At 70.7% G+C, this 18335-nt stretch carries 21 protein-coding genes; 7 read left to right on the plus strand and 14 right to left on the minus strand.

Going from position 1 to position 18335, the window contains the following annotated elements:
* Positions 1-77: 77 nt before the first annotated feature.
* The gene (locus AB0H62_RS06215) at positions 78-1019 is read left to right on the plus strand and encodes an EamA family transporter (RefSeq protein WP_360584432.1); all 942 of its coding nucleotides are present in this window, start codon (positions 78-80) and stop codon (positions 1017-1019) included.
* On the opposite strand, the gene AB0H62_RS06220 is transcribed toward AB0H62_RS06215, so the two are convergent.
* Together AB0H62_RS06220 and AB0H62_RS06225 are read right to left on the minus strand one after the other, a co-directional pair.
* Complete coding sequence (locus tag AB0H62_RS06220) at positions 1009-1419, minus strand: VOC family protein (protein ID WP_360584434.1); 411 nt, start codon at positions 1417-1419, stop codon at positions 1009-1011. The genes AB0H62_RS06215 and AB0H62_RS06220 overlap by 11 nt on opposite strands.
* A 92-nt stretch (positions 1420-1511) precedes the next feature.
* On the minus strand, positions 1512-2822 hold the full coding sequence (locus AB0H62_RS06225) for a UDP-glucose/GDP-mannose dehydrogenase family protein (protein WP_220245512.1): 1311 nt from the start codon (positions 2820-2822) through the stop codon (positions 1512-1514).
* A 181-nt stretch (positions 2823-3003) separates the two neighbouring features.
* Here AB0H62_RS06225 and AB0H62_RS06230 point away from each other — a divergent pair, with 181 nt between their 5' ends.
* Complete coding sequence (locus AB0H62_RS06230; protein WP_354865845.1) at positions 3004-3762, plus strand: SDR family NAD(P)-dependent oxidoreductase; 759 nt, start codon at positions 3004-3006, stop codon at positions 3760-3762.
* Positions 3763-3807: 45 nt separating this feature from the next.
* Here AB0H62_RS06230 and AB0H62_RS06235 read toward each other — a convergent pair whose 3' ends face one another.
* The 6 genes from AB0H62_RS06235 to AB0H62_RS06260 form a co-directional block, all read right to left on the minus strand.
* The gene (locus tag AB0H62_RS06235; RefSeq protein ID WP_360584436.1) at positions 3808-4485 is read right to left on the minus strand and encodes a class I SAM-dependent methyltransferase; all 678 of its coding nucleotides are present in this window, start codon (positions 4483-4485) and stop codon (positions 3808-3810) included.
* Between the two features lie 161 nt (positions 4486-4646).
* Complete coding sequence (locus AB0H62_RS06240) at positions 4647-5291, minus strand: PadR family transcriptional regulator (RefSeq protein WP_360584438.1); 645 nt, start codon at positions 5289-5291, stop codon at positions 4647-4649.
* A 63-nt stretch (positions 5292-5354) separates the two neighbouring features.
* Positions 5355-6482: a hypothetical protein gene (locus AB0H62_RS06245; protein WP_360584440.1), complete on the minus strand. Its 1128-nt coding sequence runs from the start codon at positions 6480-6482 to the stop codon at positions 5355-5357.
* The gene (locus AB0H62_RS06250) at positions 6479-6991 is read right to left on the minus strand and encodes a sigma-70 family RNA polymerase sigma factor (RefSeq protein ID WP_360584442.1); all 513 of its coding nucleotides are present in this window, start codon (positions 6989-6991) and stop codon (positions 6479-6481) included. Before AB0H62_RS06250 ends, AB0H62_RS06245 begins: the two co-directional genes overlap by 4 nt.
* A gap of 86 nt (positions 6992-7077) precedes the next feature.
* Positions 7078-7923: a GNAT family N-acetyltransferase gene (locus AB0H62_RS06255; protein ID WP_360584444.1), complete on the minus strand. Its 846-nt coding sequence runs from the start codon at positions 7921-7923 to the stop codon at positions 7078-7080.
* Between the two features lie 31 nt (positions 7924-7954).
* Positions 7955-9643 (minus strand): TM0106 family RecB-like putative nuclease, encoded by a 1689-nt coding sequence (locus AB0H62_RS06260; protein ID WP_360584446.1) that lies wholly within the window; start codon positions 9641-9643, stop codon positions 7955-7957.
* A 115-nt stretch (positions 9644-9758) separates the two neighbouring features.
* Between AB0H62_RS06260 and AB0H62_RS06265 the strand changes: the two genes are divergently transcribed.
* A complete protein-coding gene (locus AB0H62_RS06265) occupies positions 9759-10223 on the plus strand; it encodes a DUF6474 family protein (protein ID WP_220245505.1) in 465 nt (154 codons plus the stop codon).
* 76 nt (positions 10224-10299) lie between these two features.
* Here the strand turns inward: AB0H62_RS06265 and AB0H62_RS06270 are convergent, their stop codons facing one another.
* The 6 genes from AB0H62_RS06270 to AB0H62_RS06295 form a co-directional block, all read right to left on the minus strand.
* The gene (locus AB0H62_RS06270) at positions 10300-10668 is read right to left on the minus strand and encodes a helix-turn-helix domain-containing protein (protein ID WP_220245504.1); all 369 of its coding nucleotides are present in this window, start codon (positions 10666-10668) and stop codon (positions 10300-10302) included.
* Positions 10669-10690: 22 nt separating this feature from the next.
* A complete protein-coding gene (locus AB0H62_RS06275; RefSeq protein ID WP_220245503.1) occupies positions 10691-11260 on the minus strand; it encodes an NAD(P)H-dependent oxidoreductase in 570 nt (189 codons plus the stop codon).
* Positions 11261-11358: 98 nt separating this feature from the next.
* A complete protein-coding gene (locus AB0H62_RS06280; RefSeq protein ID WP_220245502.1) occupies positions 11359-12330 on the minus strand; it encodes a glycine betaine ABC transporter substrate-binding protein in 972 nt (323 codons plus the stop codon).
* Positions 12330-13109 carry an ABC transporter permease gene (locus tag AB0H62_RS06285; protein WP_220245501.1) on the minus strand — a complete coding sequence of 260 codons (780 nt, stop codon included), beginning with the start codon at positions 13107-13109 and terminating at the stop codon, positions 12330-12332. Before AB0H62_RS06285 ends, AB0H62_RS06280 begins: the two co-directional genes overlap by 1 nt.
* Positions 13106-14293, minus strand: a complete 1188-nt coding sequence (locus tag AB0H62_RS06290) for an ABC transporter ATP-binding protein (RefSeq protein WP_360584449.1) — start codon at positions 14291-14293, stop codon at positions 13106-13108. Before AB0H62_RS06290 ends, AB0H62_RS06285 begins: the two co-directional genes overlap by 4 nt.
* Positions 14286-14933 (minus strand): ABC transporter permease, encoded by a 648-nt coding sequence (locus AB0H62_RS06295; RefSeq protein ID WP_220245499.1) that lies wholly within the window; start codon positions 14931-14933, stop codon positions 14286-14288. Before AB0H62_RS06295 ends, AB0H62_RS06290 begins: the two co-directional genes overlap by 8 nt.
* Positions 14934-15278: 345 nt before the next feature.
* Between AB0H62_RS06295 and AB0H62_RS06300 the strand changes: the two genes are divergently transcribed.
* The 4 genes from AB0H62_RS06300 to AB0H62_RS06315 all read left to right on the plus strand — a co-directional run bounded on the left by AB0H62_RS06300 (position 15279) and on the right by AB0H62_RS06315 (position 18196).
* On the plus strand, positions 15279-15782 hold the full coding sequence (locus tag AB0H62_RS06300) for a hypothetical protein (protein WP_220247276.1): 504 nt from the start codon (positions 15279-15281) through the stop codon (positions 15780-15782).
* Between the two features lie 78 nt (positions 15783-15860).
* Positions 15861-16601, plus strand: a complete 741-nt coding sequence (locus AB0H62_RS06305) for a YcnI family protein (RefSeq protein WP_220245498.1) — start codon at positions 15861-15863, stop codon at positions 16599-16601.
* Positions 16602-17171: a copper resistance CopC family protein gene (locus AB0H62_RS06310; RefSeq protein WP_360584451.1), complete on the plus strand. Its 570-nt coding sequence runs from the start codon at positions 16602-16604 to the stop codon at positions 17169-17171.
* Positions 17168-18196 (plus strand): CopD family protein, encoded by a 1029-nt coding sequence (locus tag AB0H62_RS06315; protein WP_220245496.1) that lies wholly within the window; start codon positions 17168-17170, stop codon positions 18194-18196. The genes AB0H62_RS06310 and AB0H62_RS06315 overlap by 4 nt, the downstream gene beginning before the upstream one ends.
* Positions 18197-18335: the final 139 nt, after the last annotated feature.

Below are 18335 nucleotides of genomic sequence, written 5' to 3' on the forward strand. Positions count from 1 at the left end.
GCGTTTTCCGTCGGGTGAATTTCGGGCCGCGGGAAAATCGTTGGTCGGCGCCCGCGGTGGGCGGCGACACTGCGGTCATGGCCGGGCGAGGACGAGCGACGGGGTTGAGCCTCACGTCGTGGGTGCTGTTCGCCGGATCCGGGCCGGTGGCGAAGGCCGTGATGGGCACGGGCTGGTCGCCGGCCGCGGTGACGGCGGTCCGGATCGTGCTCGCGGCCGTGGTGCTGGTGCCCGGCGTCGCGCTGGTGCGGCCGTGGGCGTTGCGGTTCCGCGGGTCCGACGTGTGGCTGGTGCTCGGTTACGGCGTGCTCGGCGTGGCCGGGGTGCAGCTGTGCTTCTTCGTGGCCGTGGACCGCGTGCCGGTCGGAGTGGCGATGGTGCTGGTGAACCTGGCGCCCGCGTTGGTCGCGCTGTGGGTCCGTGTGGTGCGCCGCGAGCGGCTTCCGGCGCTGGTGTGGGTCGGGACGGCGCTCGGCGTGGCCGGGCTGGCGCTCGTCGCGCAGATCTGGCAGGGCGGACGGCTCGACGCGCTCGGCATCGCCGCCGGCGTGGGCGCGGCCGTGTGTTCGGCCGGCTACTTCCTGCTCGGCGAACGCGGTGCGGGCCGGCACGACTCGGTGGGGCTCACGGCCGCCGGGCTGGCGATCGGGGCTGTCGTGGTGGGCGCGGTCAGTCCACCGTGGACAGTGGCGCCGGCGTCGATCACCGCCACGGCAACGCTCGGGAGCCTGCACGTGCCCGTGTGGCTGGCCTTGCTGGTGCTGGCCGTGGCCGGCACGGTGCTGCCCTACCTGGCCGGGCTGCGCGCGTTGCGCGATCTGCCTTCGGCGCTGGCGAGCGTGCTGGCGCTGGTTGAACCACTGGTCGCCGCGGGGCTGGCGTGGTGGTGGCTCGGCGAAACACTCGGCGCGACGCAGCTTGTCGGCGCGGCCGTGTTGCTCGCGGGAGCGGTGCTGGTGCAGGTGGCCGGATCCCGCAGCCCAGAGGACGTACGGGATCCGGCGACGGTCACCAGCTAGCCGGCCGACTGCGGTCCGGCTCGTAAGGCTGCGTGATCACTTCCACGCCGTTGCCGCCCGGGTCGAGGAAGTAGACCCCGCGGCCGCCGTGGTTGTGGTTGACCTCGCCGACCTGCTTGCCGGCCGGATCGGCGTGGTAGGTCACGCCGGTTTCCTTCAGCCGCGCGAAAAACGCGTCGAAGTCGTCCTCGGGGATCAGGAAACAGTAGTGCTGCAGCCGAAGGTCCTGCGGCGGGATCGTCGCAAAGTCCAGCCGGACGCCGTTGCCGGTTTCGACGGGGATGAACGGCCCCCATTCCTCGCCCACTTCGAGACCCAGCAAGCGGGCGAGGAACTCGGCGGACTGCCGGTTGTCCCGGGACGGCACGATCAGATGGTTGAGCTCAACGGAAACGGACACGAACAATGCCTCCAGAAGGCATCCCGGCACCTCCATGTCTCACCCAGCCGGTGACCGACACGCGATGCCGCGTCCGTGATCGTAAGCCAGGACTAGGAAACCGTCACGCGCTTTCGCCCCGCCGCCCGCGGCCGCCCGACGCCCTGCCAGGAGAGGCCGGCGTCGATGACCGTGCGCGGGTCGAGGAGGTTGCGGGTGTCGACGACGTCGTCGCCCTCCATCGCGTCGGCCATCACCGTCCAGTCGAGGTGCTTGAACTCGGCCCACTCGGTGAGGACCACGATCGCATCGGCGTCCTTCGCGACCTGGTACGGGTCGTCGACCACGGTCATGCCGTCGATGCCGGTGTCCACCGCCGGGTCGTAGGCGGTGATCTCCGCGCCCAGCGCGCCGAGCACCGAGGAGACGGCGAGGGCGGGCGAGTCGCGCAGGTCGTTGGTGCCGGCCTTGAACGCCAGGCCCAGCACGCCGATCCGCGCGCCGGCGAGCGTGCCGCCGCAGGCGCCGGCGATCTTCGCGACGATGCGGTCGCGCTGGGCGATGTTCTCGTCGATGGCCGAGGTGAGCATGCGGAAGTCGTAGTTCACCGACTCCGCGACCTTCACCAGCGCGCTGGTGTCCTTGGGCAGGCACGAGCCGCCCCAGCCCGGGCCGGGCTTGAGGAACGTGCGGCCGATGCGCCGGTCGTAGCCCATGCCCTCGGTCACGAGGTCGATGTCGGCGCCGAGGCGCTCGCACAGCTCGGCGATCGAGTTCACATAGGACAGTTTCAGCGCGAGGAAGCAGTTGGCCGCGTACTTCACGAGCTCCGCGCTCGCCGCGTCCGCGACGACGACGGGTGCGCCGAGGTCCGCGTAGAGGTCACCGACCCAGCCGGCCGCGCCGGGGGTGTCGGACCCGACCACGATCCGGTCGGGATTGAGGAAGTCGGAAACCGCGGTGCCTTCCCGCAGGAACTCCGGGTTGGACACGATGGGCACGTCTTCGCGGCCGAGCATCGCGCGGATGCGCTTGGACGTGCCCACGGGCACGGTCGACTTGGTGATCAGCGCGCAGCCGGCGGGCAGCACGTCGCCGATCTCGGCCGTCACCGCCTCCACCGCGCGCAGGTCCGCTGAGCCGCCGGCGCCCATCGGCGTCGGCACGCACAGGAAGACACCGTCCGCCTCCTGCACGGCTTCGCGCGCGCCGACGACGAACGACAGCCGCCCACCCTTGATGCCACCGGTGACCAGTTCGGCCAGCCCCGGTTCGAGAATGTCCACTCTGCCGGCGGCGAGGCGAGAGACCTTCGCCTCGTCCACGTCCACGCAGGTGACGCGATGCCCCAGGCTCGCGAGACATGCCCCCGTGGTCAATCCGACGTACCCCGTCCCCACCACCACGATCCGAGCTGCGCTCATGATGCCGAAGGTGACATTCGGAGTTGAAGCGGGCGCTAACGGAAGTGGGCGACGCCGAATACTCCACGCGAGAAGTGAAGAACGGCCCTCGCGTGAGGCAGCACACCCGGCGCCGGTGCGAACGAACGTTAACCTGTCGTTACGGTGCAGGGCCGCACCACGAGCAGGAGAAGGGCTGAAGATGCAGATCACCGACACCGCAGCGCTCGTCACGGGTGGTGCTTCCGGCCTCGGCGGCGCCACCGCCAAGGCGCTGGCCGCCAAGGGCGCGCGCGTCTTCGCGCTCGACCTCGCCGCGTCGATCGAGAAGGCCGAGCAGGTCGACGGCATCACCTACGTCGAGGCCGACGTCACCGACCCCGACCAGGTCCAGGTCGCCGTGGACACCGCGGCCGGCTCCGGCGTGCCACTGCGCACGGTCGTGAACTGTGCCGGCATCGGGCCCTCGGCCCGCATCTTGTCGAAGAAGGGCCGCCACGACCTCGCGCTGTACGCGAAGGTCGTGCAGATCAACCTGATCGGCACCTTCAACGTGCTCACCATCGCGGCCGAGGCCATCGCCAAAACCGAGCCGCTGACCGACGACGCCCGCGGCGTCATCATCAACACCGCCTCCGTCGCGGCCTACGACGGCCAGATCGGCCAGGTGGCCTACTCGTCGTCCAAGGGCGGCGTCGTCGGCCTCACCCTGCCGGCCGCGCGCGACCTGGCGTCGCAGGGCATCCGCGTGCTGACCATCGCGCCGGGCATCGTCGACACCCCGATGCTCGCCACCGTGAGCGACGAGTTCCGCGCGGGCCTCGCCGCCGGCGTGCCGTTCCCGAAGCGCCTGGCGCGGCCGGACGAGTACGCGCAGCTCGCCCTCTCGCTGATCGACCACGACTACCTCAACGGCGAAGTCGTCCGCATGGACGGCGCGCTGCGCATGGCCCCGCGCTGAGGTTCCCGGGCGGTCTGGCCACGCGTGGTCCAGACCGCCCGTGCGTCACGCCTTCGTCAGCCGCGCTTCCAGCCCGATGCCGTCCGTGGTGATGTGGCAGGAACCGAAGCGGCTTTCGCGCGCCAACGTTTCGAACTGCTCCGGCGTGTACGCGCGCTTGCGCAGCTGCCCGAGTGTCCACTTCGTCGTGAACGCACTCACGGCCCCCAGCTTCATCCCGGCCACCTCGTTCGCGATGTCCTCCGGCGTGGCGGTCTTGCGCAGGTCCTGCACCAGCGCCACCCCGCCCGGCCGAAGCACGCGCCACATCTCGTCGAGCGCGTCGACCGGGTCGGCGAAGTTCTTGAACGCCGCCTGCGTGATCAGGAAATCGAAGGACGCGTCCGCGAAGGGCATCGCCGCGACGTCGCCGTGCACGAACTCCGCCGCGACACCTTGCTCCCGCGCGTACTGGCTCGCCAGGGACACGAACGTGCGGCTCACGTCCAGCCCCGTGACCGCGAAGCCGAGCCGCGCGAGCTCGACCGCGTGGAAGCCGGGTCCGGGCGCCACCTCCAGCACATCGGCGCCGCCGGGCAGCTGCTTGGCCAGCTCCGCCGCCGACGAGCGGTAGTACGCCAGCTGCGGCGCCGTCCCGCGACCGCGCGCGTAGGCCCGCGCGACCGGTCCCTCCATCTCCGGCACGAGCTTGGTCCGGTGCCGTTTGACCTCGGTGTTCGTCATGGTTGCACTCCAGTTCGGTGGGTCGGCCGAACCGCTCCGGCGAGTGCGGGCCCGTATCCTGTGATCGCAGCCTGAGGATCGGATCCGCGTCCGCGGAATCGGTTCGAGGGTTTCCCCGGTCCCGGTGGCGGTGTGCCAGCACTGCCTCCGGGGCCGGCTTTCTACTCCTGGCCGCCTTCGGTGAAAGCGGTCAAGTCTTCCGGCAGCTCGCCGGTCTCGCGGTAGTGCCGCCACTCGGCGACACCCGGCAACGCGTTCGTGGCCAGGTCGTCGCGCAGGCCGCGCACCCATTCGATCTCGGCGCGCAGCAGCACAAGTTCGAACTCGCTTTCCACGAGGAACAGCCGCGGCACCTCGGCGCGCGAGGCGTCCAGTGCCGAAACCCGTTCAGCGAGGCGCTTTTCCAGCGCCGTGAGGCGTTTTGTCAGCAGGTCTGCCACCTCGTCCGGGCCGAGCGAAGCCATGATCGACAGCCCGGCCTGGAACTTCGTCGGCTCGAGGTCCGGCTCGCCGAGCAACTCGGCCACCCAGTCCTCCAGCTCGGCGCGGCCGACGTCGGTGAGGCGGTAGATCGTGCGCTCGGGCCGCGCGCCGTCGCGGACGCTCTCCACGGTCGCGACGAAGCCGTGCTTCTCGAGGTTGCCGACGACCGTGTAGAGCGAGCCCCACTTGATCTTCATGTCGGCGTCCTTGCCGCGTTCGCGCAGCACGGAGGCCATTTCGTAGGGGTGCATCGGCCGCTCGACCAGGGCCGACAGCACCGCCAGCCCCAGCATGTTCCCGACCTTGCGCCGCTTCACGGTCACCACTTCCTCGTCTACGAGTATTCGCAGACGAGTATAGGCACAGCCGGCTGGTGATCGCCAGGGTCAGCGGTGGATGAGAAGCACCTCGGTGCCGTCCGGCGGTACGCGGACGGCACGCTGCAGTCGCCCCGCGTGGACGGTCCCGAGGGCGACCACGGCGGCCGAATGACCGAAGCCGGTCAGGACGATCCGGTCGCCGTCGTGCAGCTCGCCGGCGCCGGCGGGGGTGACGATCACCGGGCTGTCGACTGACGACCCGGTGTCGGTCAGGGTGACGGGCTCGCCGGTCGCCGTCGTCGCGCGCAGGCCCCACGGCTCGGACAGCGCACCCGGGTTGGACTTCACGGCCGCGAAATCGTCGCGGCCCTCGGTGATCACGCCGACGAACCCCGCCCGCGTCGCCACGACGTCGCCGGGCTTCGCATCGACCCCGGAGATGCCGAACTGGGCATCGTCGCGGGCGCGGACGACGGTGCCCGTCGAGATCGCCGGGTCGTGCGCCGAGGTGCTCAGCTCGCCGAACACGGGGTGCTGCGGGTTTCCCGTGGCGAGGGAGGTGTTCCACGCGGCCGCGGTGGGCGGGAGCTCCGCGGTCGCGAGGCCGTCGGCCACCTGGGTCTCGCCGGAGGTGAACGCCGCCGTGTCGACTTGCGGAGCGGTCACCGCGACGCCCGTGGCCGGGCCGCCGTTTGGCGCGGAGGCGACGAAGCCGTAGGCCGGAGCGGTGAGCCGACCGGCCGGGACCGTCAGCTGCGCCTGAACCGCCAGCTCCGGTCCGGTGAGAAACGCCAGCCGGACGCCGCCGTCGTGCTCCTGGCTGCGCAGCACGACGATCGTGCCCACCTCCGGCCGGCTCCCGGCGAACACCACCTGGGCCGCCTGCCCACCCCAGCCCCACCGCGCGCGCTCGATCAAGTCCACGTTGCCGGCCAGCGACCCCCGCGCGGGCCACTGCGTCACCGGCACGGCCTGGACCTGCGACGACGTGGTCTGAGTGGTGACGATCGTCGCCGCGCCCAGCGCGAGCACCACGGCTGCGGCCGCGGCCCCGGCCAGCGTCCGCTGCCGTCGACGGGTCCGCGTCCCCAGCACCCGCCGCGCCATCCGCGCCGCGTCCCCTGGCTCCGGAGGCGCCAGCGCGGTCTCGCCGAGCTCCCAGCGGACGGTGTCGGTGAACTCCTGCTGCCTCAACGCTGTCCCCTCCCGATCGCCGCCGGACTCGGCTCGTGCGTGGCCTCCCACAGCTCCCGCAGCCGGGCCAGCCCGCGCGCCGTCGACGACTTCACCGTCCCGACGCCGCAGCCCAGCAGCCGCGCGGTCTCCGCCTCGCCGAGGTCGAGGTAGAAGCGCGCCGCCAGCACCGCCCGCATCCGCGGGGGCAGCTGCCACAGCAGCGCGACCATCTCCGCCCGGCCCGCCGACACGGCGAACGCGTCTCCCCCGGCCTCGACGTCCGCCCCGGCGATCGGCATCAGCCGCTCCCGGCGGCGACGGTCGCGGCGAGCGAGGAAGACGCGGAACAACGCCTGGCGGGCGTAGGCACGCTCGTGCTCGATGTCCGCGCGGCCGACGTGCTTGACCAGCCGCAGCAGCGCGTCGTGCACCACGTCCTCGGCCTCGCCGCGGTCGCCGGTCAGCACGAGCGCGTAGCGGAACAGCTCGTCGTAGTGCTGCTCGACGAAGACCTCGAACCCGCGCACGCCCACCGCCCTCCGCTACCCGACGCCCCCTTGGATCGCGGAGAACACCGGAAAGTTGCCTGGGCGGCGGAACTCGAGCCGGCGAGTCACTCGGCGGATGACCACACCCAGTTCGGCCGCTCGTAGGCCACCTGAAAGCCCAGGTTGAGCATGTTGTGCAGCGACGAGTTGTGCTCGCCCTCGGTCTCGGCGCCGGTTTCGGCGACGAGCAGGTGACAGCCCAGCTCGGCCGCGAGCCTGTCGCGGGCGGCGAGGAGCTCCGTCTGCCCACCGCGGTTGCGGGCGTGCTCGGCGACCGCGCCGCCGAACATCTGGCCGATCTCGCCGTGCTGGTACATCATCGCGGTGCCGACCATCTCGTCGTCGAGCCAAACGGCGAACGGGTGGCAGTTCGGCTCGGCGGCCGACGCGGCGAACATCTCCGCGAAGTGCTCCTCGGGCATGCCGAAGACGTTCAGCATCAGCGCCGCCCACCGGTACAGGTCACCGGGTTCGACCGGCTCGACCCGGATCTCGTCGGCCGGCCTGCGCTCGTCGTCGTCGGCGCGAGCCACGACTTCTTCCACCGGGGCGACAAGCTTGGCCCACGACGACGTGGTCGTGAGCCCTTCGCGCTCGCAGATCTCGGCCCAGTCCTCCGGAATCACCGACGGCGCGAGCTGCAACGTGGCCCGGCGCGTGCCCGCCGCGCGGTAGAACGCGCACACCTCGGCGATCAGCTCCGCGGTGACCGGCTCCGTGCGGCCGAAGCCGAGCGCCTTGCTCCAGTAGTCCGTCGGGTCGTTGCGCACCGCCAGCACCACCGCACCGCCGAGGCGCGTGGCCGTCATGCCGAGCGCGGAACGCACCGGCTCGGGACCGCCGGTCTCGAGCCCGAACAGCGCTTCCGCCTCGCACTCCTCGATCGCCAGAGGCGGCTCGACCTTGATCATCGCGTCAACATACTGCGCACCGGCCCTCGGATCAGAGATCGAGCATGAAAGGCACCTCGACTTGTGCCCGATCGGACATCCACTCGCGCAAGGCCTTCGTGGCCAGCACGTCGTCCTCGTTGTACTGCAAGAGACGCTCGCGCTGGGTGTCGTCGGGAGTCTCGCCGTCCATGCCCACGGCATCGCGGTACCAGCGCATCGACGCTTCGCCGCCGGCCTCCGCGTCGCGCCACCGGAAGCCCGCGACGGGAGCGATCACCTTGAGGCCCTTGCCGCGCGAGCAGAGGAACTGGTCGGTGACACTGCGGAAGAGGTCCACCCACTCGTCGGAGTCCACAAAGGACTGCACGTCCTTCTTCGCCGGGATCCCCGGGTGGTCGCCGAAGCGCTCGACGGAGCCGAACAGCCAGCGGTTCTCCGCCAGTGCGTTGTAGCAGTAGGCGCGGAACGTGAGCCCGGCCGCGAGCGTGCGCTCGCGCACGTCGGTGAACCACGCCCAGAACTCGGCGAACGAGCGCGCCTCGTCCGTAGTCGGCAGTGGCTCCCACGTGGCGAACGCGCGGTAGCCCTGCTCGACGCCGATGTCCGCGCCCGAGAGCAGCGTGCCCCACAGGTACGCGCCGGCGTCGCCGAAGCTCTCCATGTCGACGTCGACCTCGACGTCGCCGCGCGGCACCTCGACCTGCGGCGTGCGGCGCACCACGGTGAGGCCGGCGAGCCACGCGCGCGCGAGCATGATCGCGTCGGCGAACGTGCCGCCGGTCCAGTTCATCGGCGGCGCCTCGGCGGCCGGGTCGAGTGCGGCCAGCTTGTCCACAGTGGACACGCCGGTGCGGCGCAGCTCGCCGGCGTCCTCGCCGCGCACCACGAGGCTGACGTCGCGGGTCTCGGTGAGCTGCACCTCGCACGTCGGCCAGAACGGGCAGCGCCGGCACTCCAGCACGCGCGAGGGCATGGCCAGCGGTTCGCCGCCGGTCGCGGCCGCGGTGGCCACGGCGAGGCGGTCGGCGAAGCGCGCGTCGTACTCCGCCAGCGCGCTGCGGCCGCCGGGCCAGGTGCCGGCGGTGAGGTCGTGCCAGACGACCACATCGGCGTCGAGCCCGATGACGCCGCCGACGGCGCGGCCGGTCTCGGCCCGCCCGTACGTCTGCAGCATCCGCCGCAGGTGCGCGAGCCGCAGCTGGTCGCGTGGCTGCGAACGCACCTTGCGCGCCTCGTCCGGCGTGCGGTGCGCCGGGTCGAGGTCGGTCAGCCCGGTGGTCGGCGCGCCCTGGCCGCGGTCGGTGATGCGGTGGCGCACCACGAGCACCGGCACGTACCCGGTCGCGGTGCGCACGAGCAGGTCGACGCCGCCGCGCCGGTGCCCGACCGGGTCGGCCTGCAGCAGCGGGCCCCAGATGAACCGCGTGCCCTCGGCGAAGGCTTCCTCCGTGAGCCGCACGCGATCTGCCGCGGGCAGGTCACGCGGGATGCGCGCCCAGGTCGCGTCGGCACTCGTCACATCACGGCCCATGGCATCCGAGCCCGCGGCATCGGTGGTCGCGTCGATGAGGCGCTGCAGGATCGCCTCGCGGTGCGCCGTCGCGTCGGCGATCCGCTGCTGCGCCGTGGGATCCGGCGGCGGCAGCGGGACGTCGCGCATCGCGGGGTCGTGCTCCAGATGCACACGACGACGGCAGCGACTGACCGCTCCGGCGTCGAGCAGCACCTCGTTACCCATGACGATCACCTTATCCGCCCCCACCGACAGAACTGCCTTTCCGTGCTGCGAGCCGACATGCCCGGCCCCACTCGGACCAGTAAGTTCGACCACGACGAGTAGCAGGAGGTGGGCCATGGCGCGCAAGGCCAAGCAGGACGCGGGTGAAGCTCGGATCACCCCGAAGAAGGCGAAGAACGCGATCGCGGTGGCCAAGGTGCTCGGGCCGGCCGTGATCCCGGTGGTCGCGCCGTACGCGGTGCGCGCGGCGGGCGCGGCCCGGGAGCTGTACGACCGCTACCAGGCGCGCAAGCTCGGCGTCGCCGTCGACCAGCTCGGCGAGTTCTCCGGCCGCGGTGCCGCGCTGCACGCGCGGATCGCCGGTCTCGTACAGGGCCTGGGCGAGCTCAGGAAGTCGAGCAAGGCCACCGAAGCCGACGCGAAGTTCGCGACCGACACCCAGGGCACGCTCGAACAGCTGTCGGCCACGGTCCGCGCGGCCGAGCGGATGCCCGCCACCCGGCGCAAGGCCGCGCACCGCGCGGTGTCGAGCGAGCTCGACTCCCTGGAGGAACAGCTGCTGCACCGGCTCGGCGTCTGAGCGCGAGCCGGGCCGCTCACCCGAAGTGGTGAGCGGCTCGATCGCCCCGAAGACAGCTCTGTTCAAGACAACCCGCTCAAGAAACCGAGGTTCCCGGCGGCAGCGGGATCCACTTGTGCGACCAGGTGATCACGGCGTCGACCACCGGCTCGAGGTCCAGGCCCTTCGCCGTGAGGCGGTACTCGACCTGCACGGGCGTGGTGGCGAGGACCTGCCGTTCCAGCAGGCCCTCCTCCTCCAGCGTCCGCAGCCGCTGTGCGAGCATCGTGTCGCTGACGCCCGGCACCGCGGCCCTGATCTGGGCGTAGCGGTGGCTGCCGGTGAACACCGCGCGCAGGATCGCGCCCGTCCAGCGCGTGCCGATCAGCTCGATCGCCGTGTGGAAGCGCGTGCAGACCTGGTGGACGTCGTCGCCGTCGTGCCGAGGTTCACTGTGCTCGACCATCGCCCGTTCCCCTCGCCAGGAGTCAGTCGCCCGAGCGCAGCGGCGCCAGCGACGCGGTGACCCGCACCAGCTCGTCGAACATGGCCTTGGCCGAGGTCTTCACGATCTCGTTGGGCACGAACTCGCCCTCGTCGCTGATGAACTGCTGCACGAACGGCACCGACACCGCGTCGAACACCGGGGTCATGCGCAGCGTCGTCACGACCTGCTTGATCTGCTGCACCGCGCGCGTGCCTGCCGCGACGCCGCCGTAGCTGACCAGGCCGACGGCCTTGTACTTCCACTCGTTGTGCAGGTAGTCGATGGCGTTCTTCAGCTCGGCGTTGTAGCCGTAGTTGTACTCGGGCATCACGAAGACGAACGCGTCCGCTTCGGACACCTTCGCACTCCAGTCCTTCGTGTGCTGGTGCTCGTACTGACCGAGGCGCGGGTGCTTCGGCTCGTTGAAGAACGGCAGGTTGACCTCGGCGAGGTCCACGAGCTCGACGTCGAAGCCGCCGTGCTCGATCGCCGCGGACTCCGTCCACTTCGCCACCGGCAGGCCCACCCGGCCCGGGCGCGTGCTCGCCAGGATGATCTCAAGCTTCGGCAACGCCTCCGCCTCCTCCCGGCCCGGCAAAACGCGGGCCGCTCGACTAAGGATTCCTGAGCAACTTAGCATTCCTTAGTGAACGGCCCGCGTCCGGCTGCTTACTTGATGAACCCCTTGTCGATCATCCACTGGTGCGCGACCACGCCGGCGTCCTGGCCATCGACGTCGACCTGCTTGCACAGCTGCACCATCTGCGCGTTGTCGATCGCCGCGGTCACCTTCTCCAGCGGGCCGCGCAGCGCGGGGTGCTGGTTCAGGAAGTCCGTGCGCATCGTCACCGCGGCGTTGTACTGCGGGAACGCCTTCTTGTCGTCCTCCAGCACGCGGAGGTTGAGCCCCGAGATGCGACCGTCGGTGGTGAACACCTCGCCGACCGGGCACGTGCCGTTGGCCACGGCGGAGTAGATCGTGCCGATGCCGAAATTCTCGATCTTCGGGTTCTGGAAGCCGTACGCCTTGACCGCCGCCGGGAAGCCGTCCTGGCGGCTGGTGAACTCCGTCTCCAAGCAGAACCGTGCCTGATCGGGCTTCTGCTTGAGGAAGTTCGCCAGGTCGGTGGTGGACTTGAGGTTGTTCTGCTTGGCGTAGGCGTCGGTTGTGGCGAAGGCGTACTGGTCGTTGAGCGGCGAGTACTTGAGCCACGTGACGCCGTTCTTCTCGGCGTCGGCCTTCGCGGTGGCGTCGTACTGCGCCTGCTCGCCGCCCGGCACCGGCAGCTCGTTGCCCTGGTAGTTGATCCAGCCGGTGCCGGTGTACTCCCAGGTGACGTCGGTCTGCCCGTTGAGCAGCGCCTGGCGCGACGAGTTGGACCCCTTGATGTCGGTGAGGTCCACGACGTCGGCGCCGGCGGCGCTCAGCGCCATCTCCGCCATGTAACCCAGGATGATGTTCTCGGTGAAGTCCTTCGAGCCCACCACCACGCGCACGCCCTGCACGCCGGGCGTCGGCTGGATGGAACCGGGCTGGATCGAGTACGGCACGGACGTGTTGAGGTCGAGCCCGCACGCCGAGAGCGTCCCGGCGAGCAGCGCCGCCCCCGCGAGAACGCCCGCCTTCTTGAGGACGTTCATCAGCGCAGCCCCTTCGGTCCGAAGAACTGTTCCGCCACCGCGCCCAGCCAGTCGACCAGCAGCGCCAGCGCGACGGCCAGCACGGAGCCGGTGATCAGCACCTTCGTGAGGTTGAGCTTGTAGCCGGTGTCGATCAGCAGGCCGAAACCGCCGGCGTTGACGAACATCCCGAACGTCGCCGTACCCACGGCCAGCACGAGCGACGTGCGCAGACCGGCCAGGATCAGCGGGATGGCCAGCGGAAACTCCACGCGCCACAGCACGGCCGACGAGGACATCCCGATGCCGCGCCCGGCGTCGATCAGCGCCGGGTCCACCTGCTGCAGGCCCACCATCGTGTTCCGCAGCACCGGCAGCAGCGAGTAGAACGCCAGCGGCAGCGCCGCGACCCACAGCCCGCCGACCGCGCCGGTGACGATGAACCACAGCACCAGCACACCCAGCGCGGGCGCGGCCTGGCCGATGTTGGCGATCGCGAGGAAGACGGGCGCGAGGAACCGCGCCCACCGCCGCGTGACCATGACCCCGAGCGGCACGGCCAGAAGCACCACGAGCACCACCACGACCAGCGTCATCGCGACGTGATCGCGCAACGCGGTCAGCAGCGAGGTCGCGTTGAGTGTCGTCTTCTCGGTGGCGGTCAGGCCGGTGCCGAACACCCAGCCGAGCGTGACCGCGACCAGCACGACCACGGCGATGGGCTGGGCGAACAGGCGGAAGCGTTCCGCACCACGGGAGCCGGATTCGGTGGAAAAGCCAGTGTCGACAACGGCTGTCACTGCGAAACACCTCCGACCGTCTCGTGGTCGTCGGCGTGGTCGTCGCGCAGCTGCTGGATCGTGTTGATCACGGTGTCCAGCTCGATCATGCCGGCGAACTCGCCGCGCGGACCGGTGACGGGCACGCCGCCGCCCTCGGCGAGCATGGCCTCCAGCGCGTCCTGCAGCGTCGACTGCAGACTCACGATGTCGCGCAACGGCTTGCCCGCGGTGGCCAGCGAGGTCGCCGCGGCAAGCTCACGCCGGTGCACCCAGCGCACCGGGCGGCGGCGGGCGTCGAGCACGAGGACGAACTGCCTGCTCTGCTCATCGAGTCGCTTGGCGACATCCGCCGGCGCCTCGTCGACGCCGGTGGTGAGCACATTCTGCTGGAGCTCGACGTCGCGTACGCGCAGCAAGGTCAGCTGCTTGAGCGAAGCGCCGGCACCGACGAAACCGGCGACGGTGTCGTCGGCCGGGTTGGCGAGAATCGCGTCCGGGGTGTCGTACTGCAGGATCTTCGACTCGTTGCCGAGGACCGCGATCTTGTCGCCGAGCTTCACAGCCTCGTCGAAGTCGTGCGTGACGAACACGATCGTCTTCTTGAGTTCGGTCTGCAGCCGCAGCAGTTCGTCCTGCAGGTTGCCGCGCGTGATGGGGTCCACCGCGCCGAACGGCTCGTCCATCAGCAGCACCGGCGGGTCGGCCGCGAGCGCGCGGGCCACGCCGACGCGCTGCTGCTGACCACCGGAGAGCTGGCGCGGGAAGCGGTCGCGGAAGTCGGCCGGGTCGAGCCCGACGAGGTCCATCATCTCCTCGACGCGGGCGGCCACCCTCTTCTTGTCCCAGCCGAGCAGCCCCGGCACCACGCCGATGTTCTGCGCCACCGTGAAGTGCGGGAACAGCCCGGCCTGCTGGATCGCGTAGCCGATGCGGCGGCGCAGGGTGTCGACGTCGAGCTTCAGCGCGTCTTCACCGCCGATGGTGATGCGCCCGGACGTCGGCTCGATCAGGCGATTGATCATCCGCATCGTCGTGGTCTTGCCACAGCCGGACGGGCCGACCAGGACCACGATCTTGCCCGCCGGCACGATCATGGAGAAGTCGTCGACGGCGGGTGCGCGCGTGCCCGGGTAGCGCTTGGTGACGTGTTCCAGCTCGATCTCGGCGCCGGAGACATGGTCGTCGGAAACGTGCTCAGCCACGGAGCCCCCTCGGTACGGTCAATCGCTTGATCAGGACGTAGATGGCGTCGAGCACGAGCGCGAGGATCACGACGCCGACGGTGCCCGTGAGGGCCTGGTTGAGCGAGTTGGCGCTCCCCGCGTTGGTGAGGCCCGAGAAGACCTCGGAACCCAGGCCGGGGCCCTTCGCGTAGGCCGCGATCACCGCGATGCCCATCAGCATCTGCGTCGCGACGCGCATGCCGGTGAGGATCGCGGGCCACGCCAGCCGCAGTTCGACGCGGGTGAGCACGGAGAACCGGCCCATCCCGATGCCGCGCGCCGCGTCGGTCACCGCCGGATCGACGCCGGCGAGGCCCACGATCGTGTTCCGCACGATCGGGAGCAGGCCGTAGAGCACCAGCGCGATGACCGCGGTGGTGGAGCCGAGGCCCGAGAGCGGGATCAGCAGCCCGAGGAGAGCGAAGGAGGGAACGGTCAGGATCGTGCTGGCCAGCGCCGTGGCGACAGCCGAGCCGATGGGACTGCGGTACACCGCGATGCCGATCGCGACACCCAGTACGGCGGCGAGGATCGTGCACTGCACGACCATGCTCGTGTGCAGGTACGCCTGCAGCCACAGCCGGTCCCACCGGTCCGAGATGTACTCGAAGAGGTTCATGCGTATTCGTTCTCCTGCCGCTAGTGAGGAGCCCCAGACGTCACCCGTTCGGAGTAGCTCATCAACCGGGTGGGTGACTACCCAGAACGAATGCGGACCAAACCTCCCGTCTCACCGTTGGTCAGGCCACCGTTTCGCATCCTGAGATGATCGGCAACCGAAGCGAGTGGCTGGGCCGGGCGGTCGTCACCTGATCGCAACGCCGCGACCAGCATCTACTTGAACGTTCACCGAGACACTGTTCACAGGCCGGGAGTGCTCGATCACCCGCCGGAGTGCCGATAAGCTGCCTCGGTGAGCACCCGGACCCGGCACCGCGGCGCGTTGGCCGCTGCGCGCGGCGGGCTGCTCGCGGCCAGTTCGGCGTCACTCGCGGTGACCGCCCACGGCGTCGCCGACGGCGGGCTGCCCGACCCGGCGCTCACGGTCCTGCTCACCGGCCTGCTCGGCTGGACGGCCACCGCGCTCGCGGGCAAGGCCCGCGGCCGCCTCGCGACCGTCGCCGTCCTCGGCGCCGGCCAGCTGGTGATGCACCTGGTGCTGACCACACTCGGCGACCACACCGCGCACGACGCCCACGCTGCCGCCGGCTGGGCGAGCGGCTGGACGATGACGGCTTCGCACGCCGTCGCCACCTTGCTCACGGCCCTGCTGCTGGCGCGCGCGGACGCGCTGCTGCTGACCGTGCTCCACGTAGTGCGAGCGGTCCTGCCGCTCCTCACGCCGCCACTGCCCGTGCCCGCCGGCGCGGCCGTGGCACTCCCGCCGCGGCCCGTGCGGTCCGTGGCGATCCTCGACGTCGAGCTGCGGCGAGTCCGCGGCCGGCGCGGGCCACCTGCGCTGCCCTGAACCCGATTTCCCTTTTCCCCTTACCGGTGGAGCCCCCGAAGGCTCTCCACCGGATCACCCCCCTGTTCAGGAGCAGTTGTGTCCCATCACGTCTTCAAGCGCGCCGGTGTCCTCGCCGCCACCGTCGGCATCACCGGCCTGCTCGGCGCCGGCATCGCGTCGGCCCACGTCACCGCCAACGTCTACGGCGACCAGCCGGCCAAGGGCGGCTACGGTGCGATCTTCTTCCGCGTTCCCAACGAGGACGCGAAGCTCGGCACCATCAAGCTCGAGGTGGACATCAAGCCGGAGTACGGCATCGGCAGCGTGCGCACCAAGCCCATCCCCGGCTGGAGCGCGCAGGTCACCGAGTCGCCGCTCCCGCAGCCGGTGACCACCGCGTCGGGCACGAAGATCACCGAGGCCGTGACCAAGGTGGTCTGGACCGCGCAGCCCGGCACCAAGATCGGGCAGAACGAGTTCGAGGAGTTCCAGATCAGCGCCGGGCCGCTGCCCGCGAACGTCGACCAGCTCGAGTTCCCCGCCATCCAGACGTACGAGGGTGGCAAGGTGGTGTCGTGGAACCAGCCGACGCCCGCCGGCGGCGAGGAGCCGGAACACCCGGCGCCGACCGTCAAGCTCGCCGCCGAGGCTGAGGGCGGCGACCACGCGAGCATGACGGCCTCCACCACCAACGCCGAAGCGGCGACGCCGGCTTCGGACACCACGGCGCGCTGGCTCGGCGGGGCCGGCCTCGTCGTGGGCGCGCTCGGGCTCGGCATCGGCGGCGGCGCGGTCCTGCGCTCCCGCCGCACCGGCAACACCGGAGGAAGCAAGTAAATGCGGAAAGCGCTCCTCGCGCTGGCGATCACCGGGGTGGCCCTGCTGGGCACGGCCACCCCGGCGCTGGCGCACAACGTGCTGATCAGCTCCGACCCGGCCGACAGCGCGTCGCTGGCCACCGGTCCGGCGAAGGTCACGCTCACGTTCGACCAGTACGTGCAGAACGCCGACGTGAACCAGATCGCGGTGACCGGACCCGACGGGAACCAGTGGGCCGAGGGCCCGGTGACGGTGGAGAACAATGTGATCAGCGCACCGCTGCGGCCACTCGGCCCGGCGGGCAAGTACACGGTCGGCTACCGGATCCTGTCGGCCGACGGGCACCCGGTGTCGGGCGAGATCCCGTTCACGCTGACCAAGGCGGGCACCGGTACGCCGGCGAAGGTCGACGCGGCCAAGGCGTCCGGGGCACCGGCCGCCGATGCGTCGGCGACGTCTTCGACCTCCGGCTCGACGGGCATTCCCATCTGGGTCTGGATCGCCGGCGCGGTGGTCCTGCTCGCGATCGGGCTCACCGTGGCGCTGCGCACCGGGCGTGAGCCAAGCCAGGAGAAGACGAAGCAGTGACACGAGCCGAGACCACCTCGACGGTCCGCTGGTCCACGCTGATCTGCGTGGTCACGGCGGGCCTGCTGGGCGCGCTGATCGGCGTCGCGCTCACGGCGGCCGCGCCCGTGCCGGGTGTGGTGGAGCCCAGCGAGGTGGTCTCGGCCGCCATCCCGATCGTGCGCGTGCTGATGGACCTGGCCGCGGTCGCCACGATCGGGCTGGGCCTGCTTTCGGTGATGGTCGGCTACGACCGGCCGAAGCTCACCGAGCCGATCATGCGGCGGGCGCGCCCGGCGGCCGTCGCCGCCGCGCTGATCTGGTCGGCAAGCTCGGTGGTCGCCCTGATCCTGCAGACGGCGGAGTACAAGCCGGGCAAGGACACGCTGACCGCGGGCGACATCGGCGCGTACATCGCCGAAGTCGGCGCGGGCAAGGCGCTCGTGATCGTCGCGGTGCTGGCGCTGCTGCACGCGGGGCTCGGGTTCCTCGCGCTGCGCCAGGGCGAGAAGGTGCCGGCCGAGGTGCGCGTGGGCGTCGGCATGTTCGCGCTCCTGCCGCTGCCGGTGACCGGCCACGCGTCGAACTCGTCGTGGCACGACTACACAATGATCTCGATGGAGCTGCACGTGATGAGCGCCGTCGCCTGGTGCGGTGGCCTCGGCGCGATGATCGTGCTGCTGGCGACTAACCGCACGCTGCTGGCCCACGCGCTGCCACGGTTCTCCAAGCTCGCGACGCTGTGCCTGGCCGTCTCCGCGGTGACCGGCGTGTTCAACGGCGCCGTCGAGATCCTGGCCAACCCCACCATCAGCTTCTGGGCGGGCGTGTTCACCACCCCGTACGGGCAGCTGGTGCTGCTGAAGATCGTGTGCACCGGGGCGATCGCCCTGCTCGCCGCCAACCTGCGCTGGCGGCTGATGCCGCAGATCGTGCGCCACAACCGCACGGCGATCGCGTCGTGGGCGACGCTCGAGCTCACGGTGATGGGGCTGGCGTTCGGCTTCGCGGTCGTGCTGACGCGGGCGCCGGTCGCCGTTTCCTGAAGCCGACTTGCTCGAAATCCGAGTGTTTCCGAGCGCGTTACCGGCTCGTTCTCACCGCAAGTAGCTGCAAGTTGCACCACGGGAGTAGCAGTCCTCCGTTAGAGGCGATCGGCCGGACCGAACTTCTACTCGCGCGAAG

It is taken from the genome of Amycolatopsis sp. NPDC050768, from assembly GCF_040654155.1.
GTDB lineage: Bacteria > Actinomycetota > Actinomycetes > Mycobacteriales > Pseudonocardiaceae > Amycolatopsis.

Excerpts from the sequence above, each read along its gene's own strand:
- AB0H62_RS06215 (WP_360584432.1), top strand. The coding sequence starts at position 78 with ATGGCCGGGCGAGGACGAGCGACGGGGTTGAGCCTCACGTCGTGGGTG.
- AB0H62_RS06235 (WP_360584436.1), bottom strand. The coding sequence starts at position 4,485 with ATGACGAACACCGAGGTCAAACGGCACCGGACCAAGCTCGTGCCGGAG.
- AB0H62_RS06280 (WP_220245502.1), bottom strand. The coding sequence starts at position 12,330 with ATGAACGTCCTCAAGAAGGCGGGCGTTCTCGCGGGGGCGGCGCTGCTC.
- AB0H62_RS06295 (WP_220245499.1), bottom strand. The coding sequence starts at position 14,933 with ATGAACCTCTTCGAGTACATCTCGGACCGGTGGGACCGGCTGTGGCTG.
- AB0H62_RS06230 (WP_354865845.1), top strand. The coding sequence starts at position 3,004 with ATGCAGATCACCGACACCGCAGCGCTCGTCACGGGTGGTGCTTCCGGC.
- AB0H62_RS06310 (WP_360584451.1), top strand. The coding sequence starts at position 16,602 with ATGCGGAAAGCGCTCCTCGCGCTGGCGATCACCGGGGTGGCCCTGCTG.
- AB0H62_RS06265 (WP_220245505.1), top strand. The coding sequence starts at position 9,759 with ATGGCGCGCAAGGCCAAGCAGGACGCGGGTGAAGCTCGGATCACCCCG.
- AB0H62_RS06225 (WP_220245512.1), bottom strand. The coding sequence starts at position 2,822 with ATGAGCGCAGCTCGGATCGTGGTGGTGGGGACGGGGTACGTCGGATTG.
- AB0H62_RS06260 (WP_360584446.1), bottom strand. The coding sequence starts at position 9,643 with ATGGGTAACGAGGTGCTGCTCGACGCCGGAGCGGTCAGTCGCTGCCGT.
- AB0H62_RS06270 (WP_220245504.1), bottom strand. The coding sequence starts at position 10,668 with ATGGTCGAGCACAGTGAACCTCGGCACGACGGCGACGACGTCCACCAG.
- AB0H62_RS06255 (WP_360584444.1), bottom strand. The coding sequence starts at position 7,923 with ATGATCAAGGTCGAGCCGCCTCTGGCGATCGAGGAGTGCGAGGCGGAA.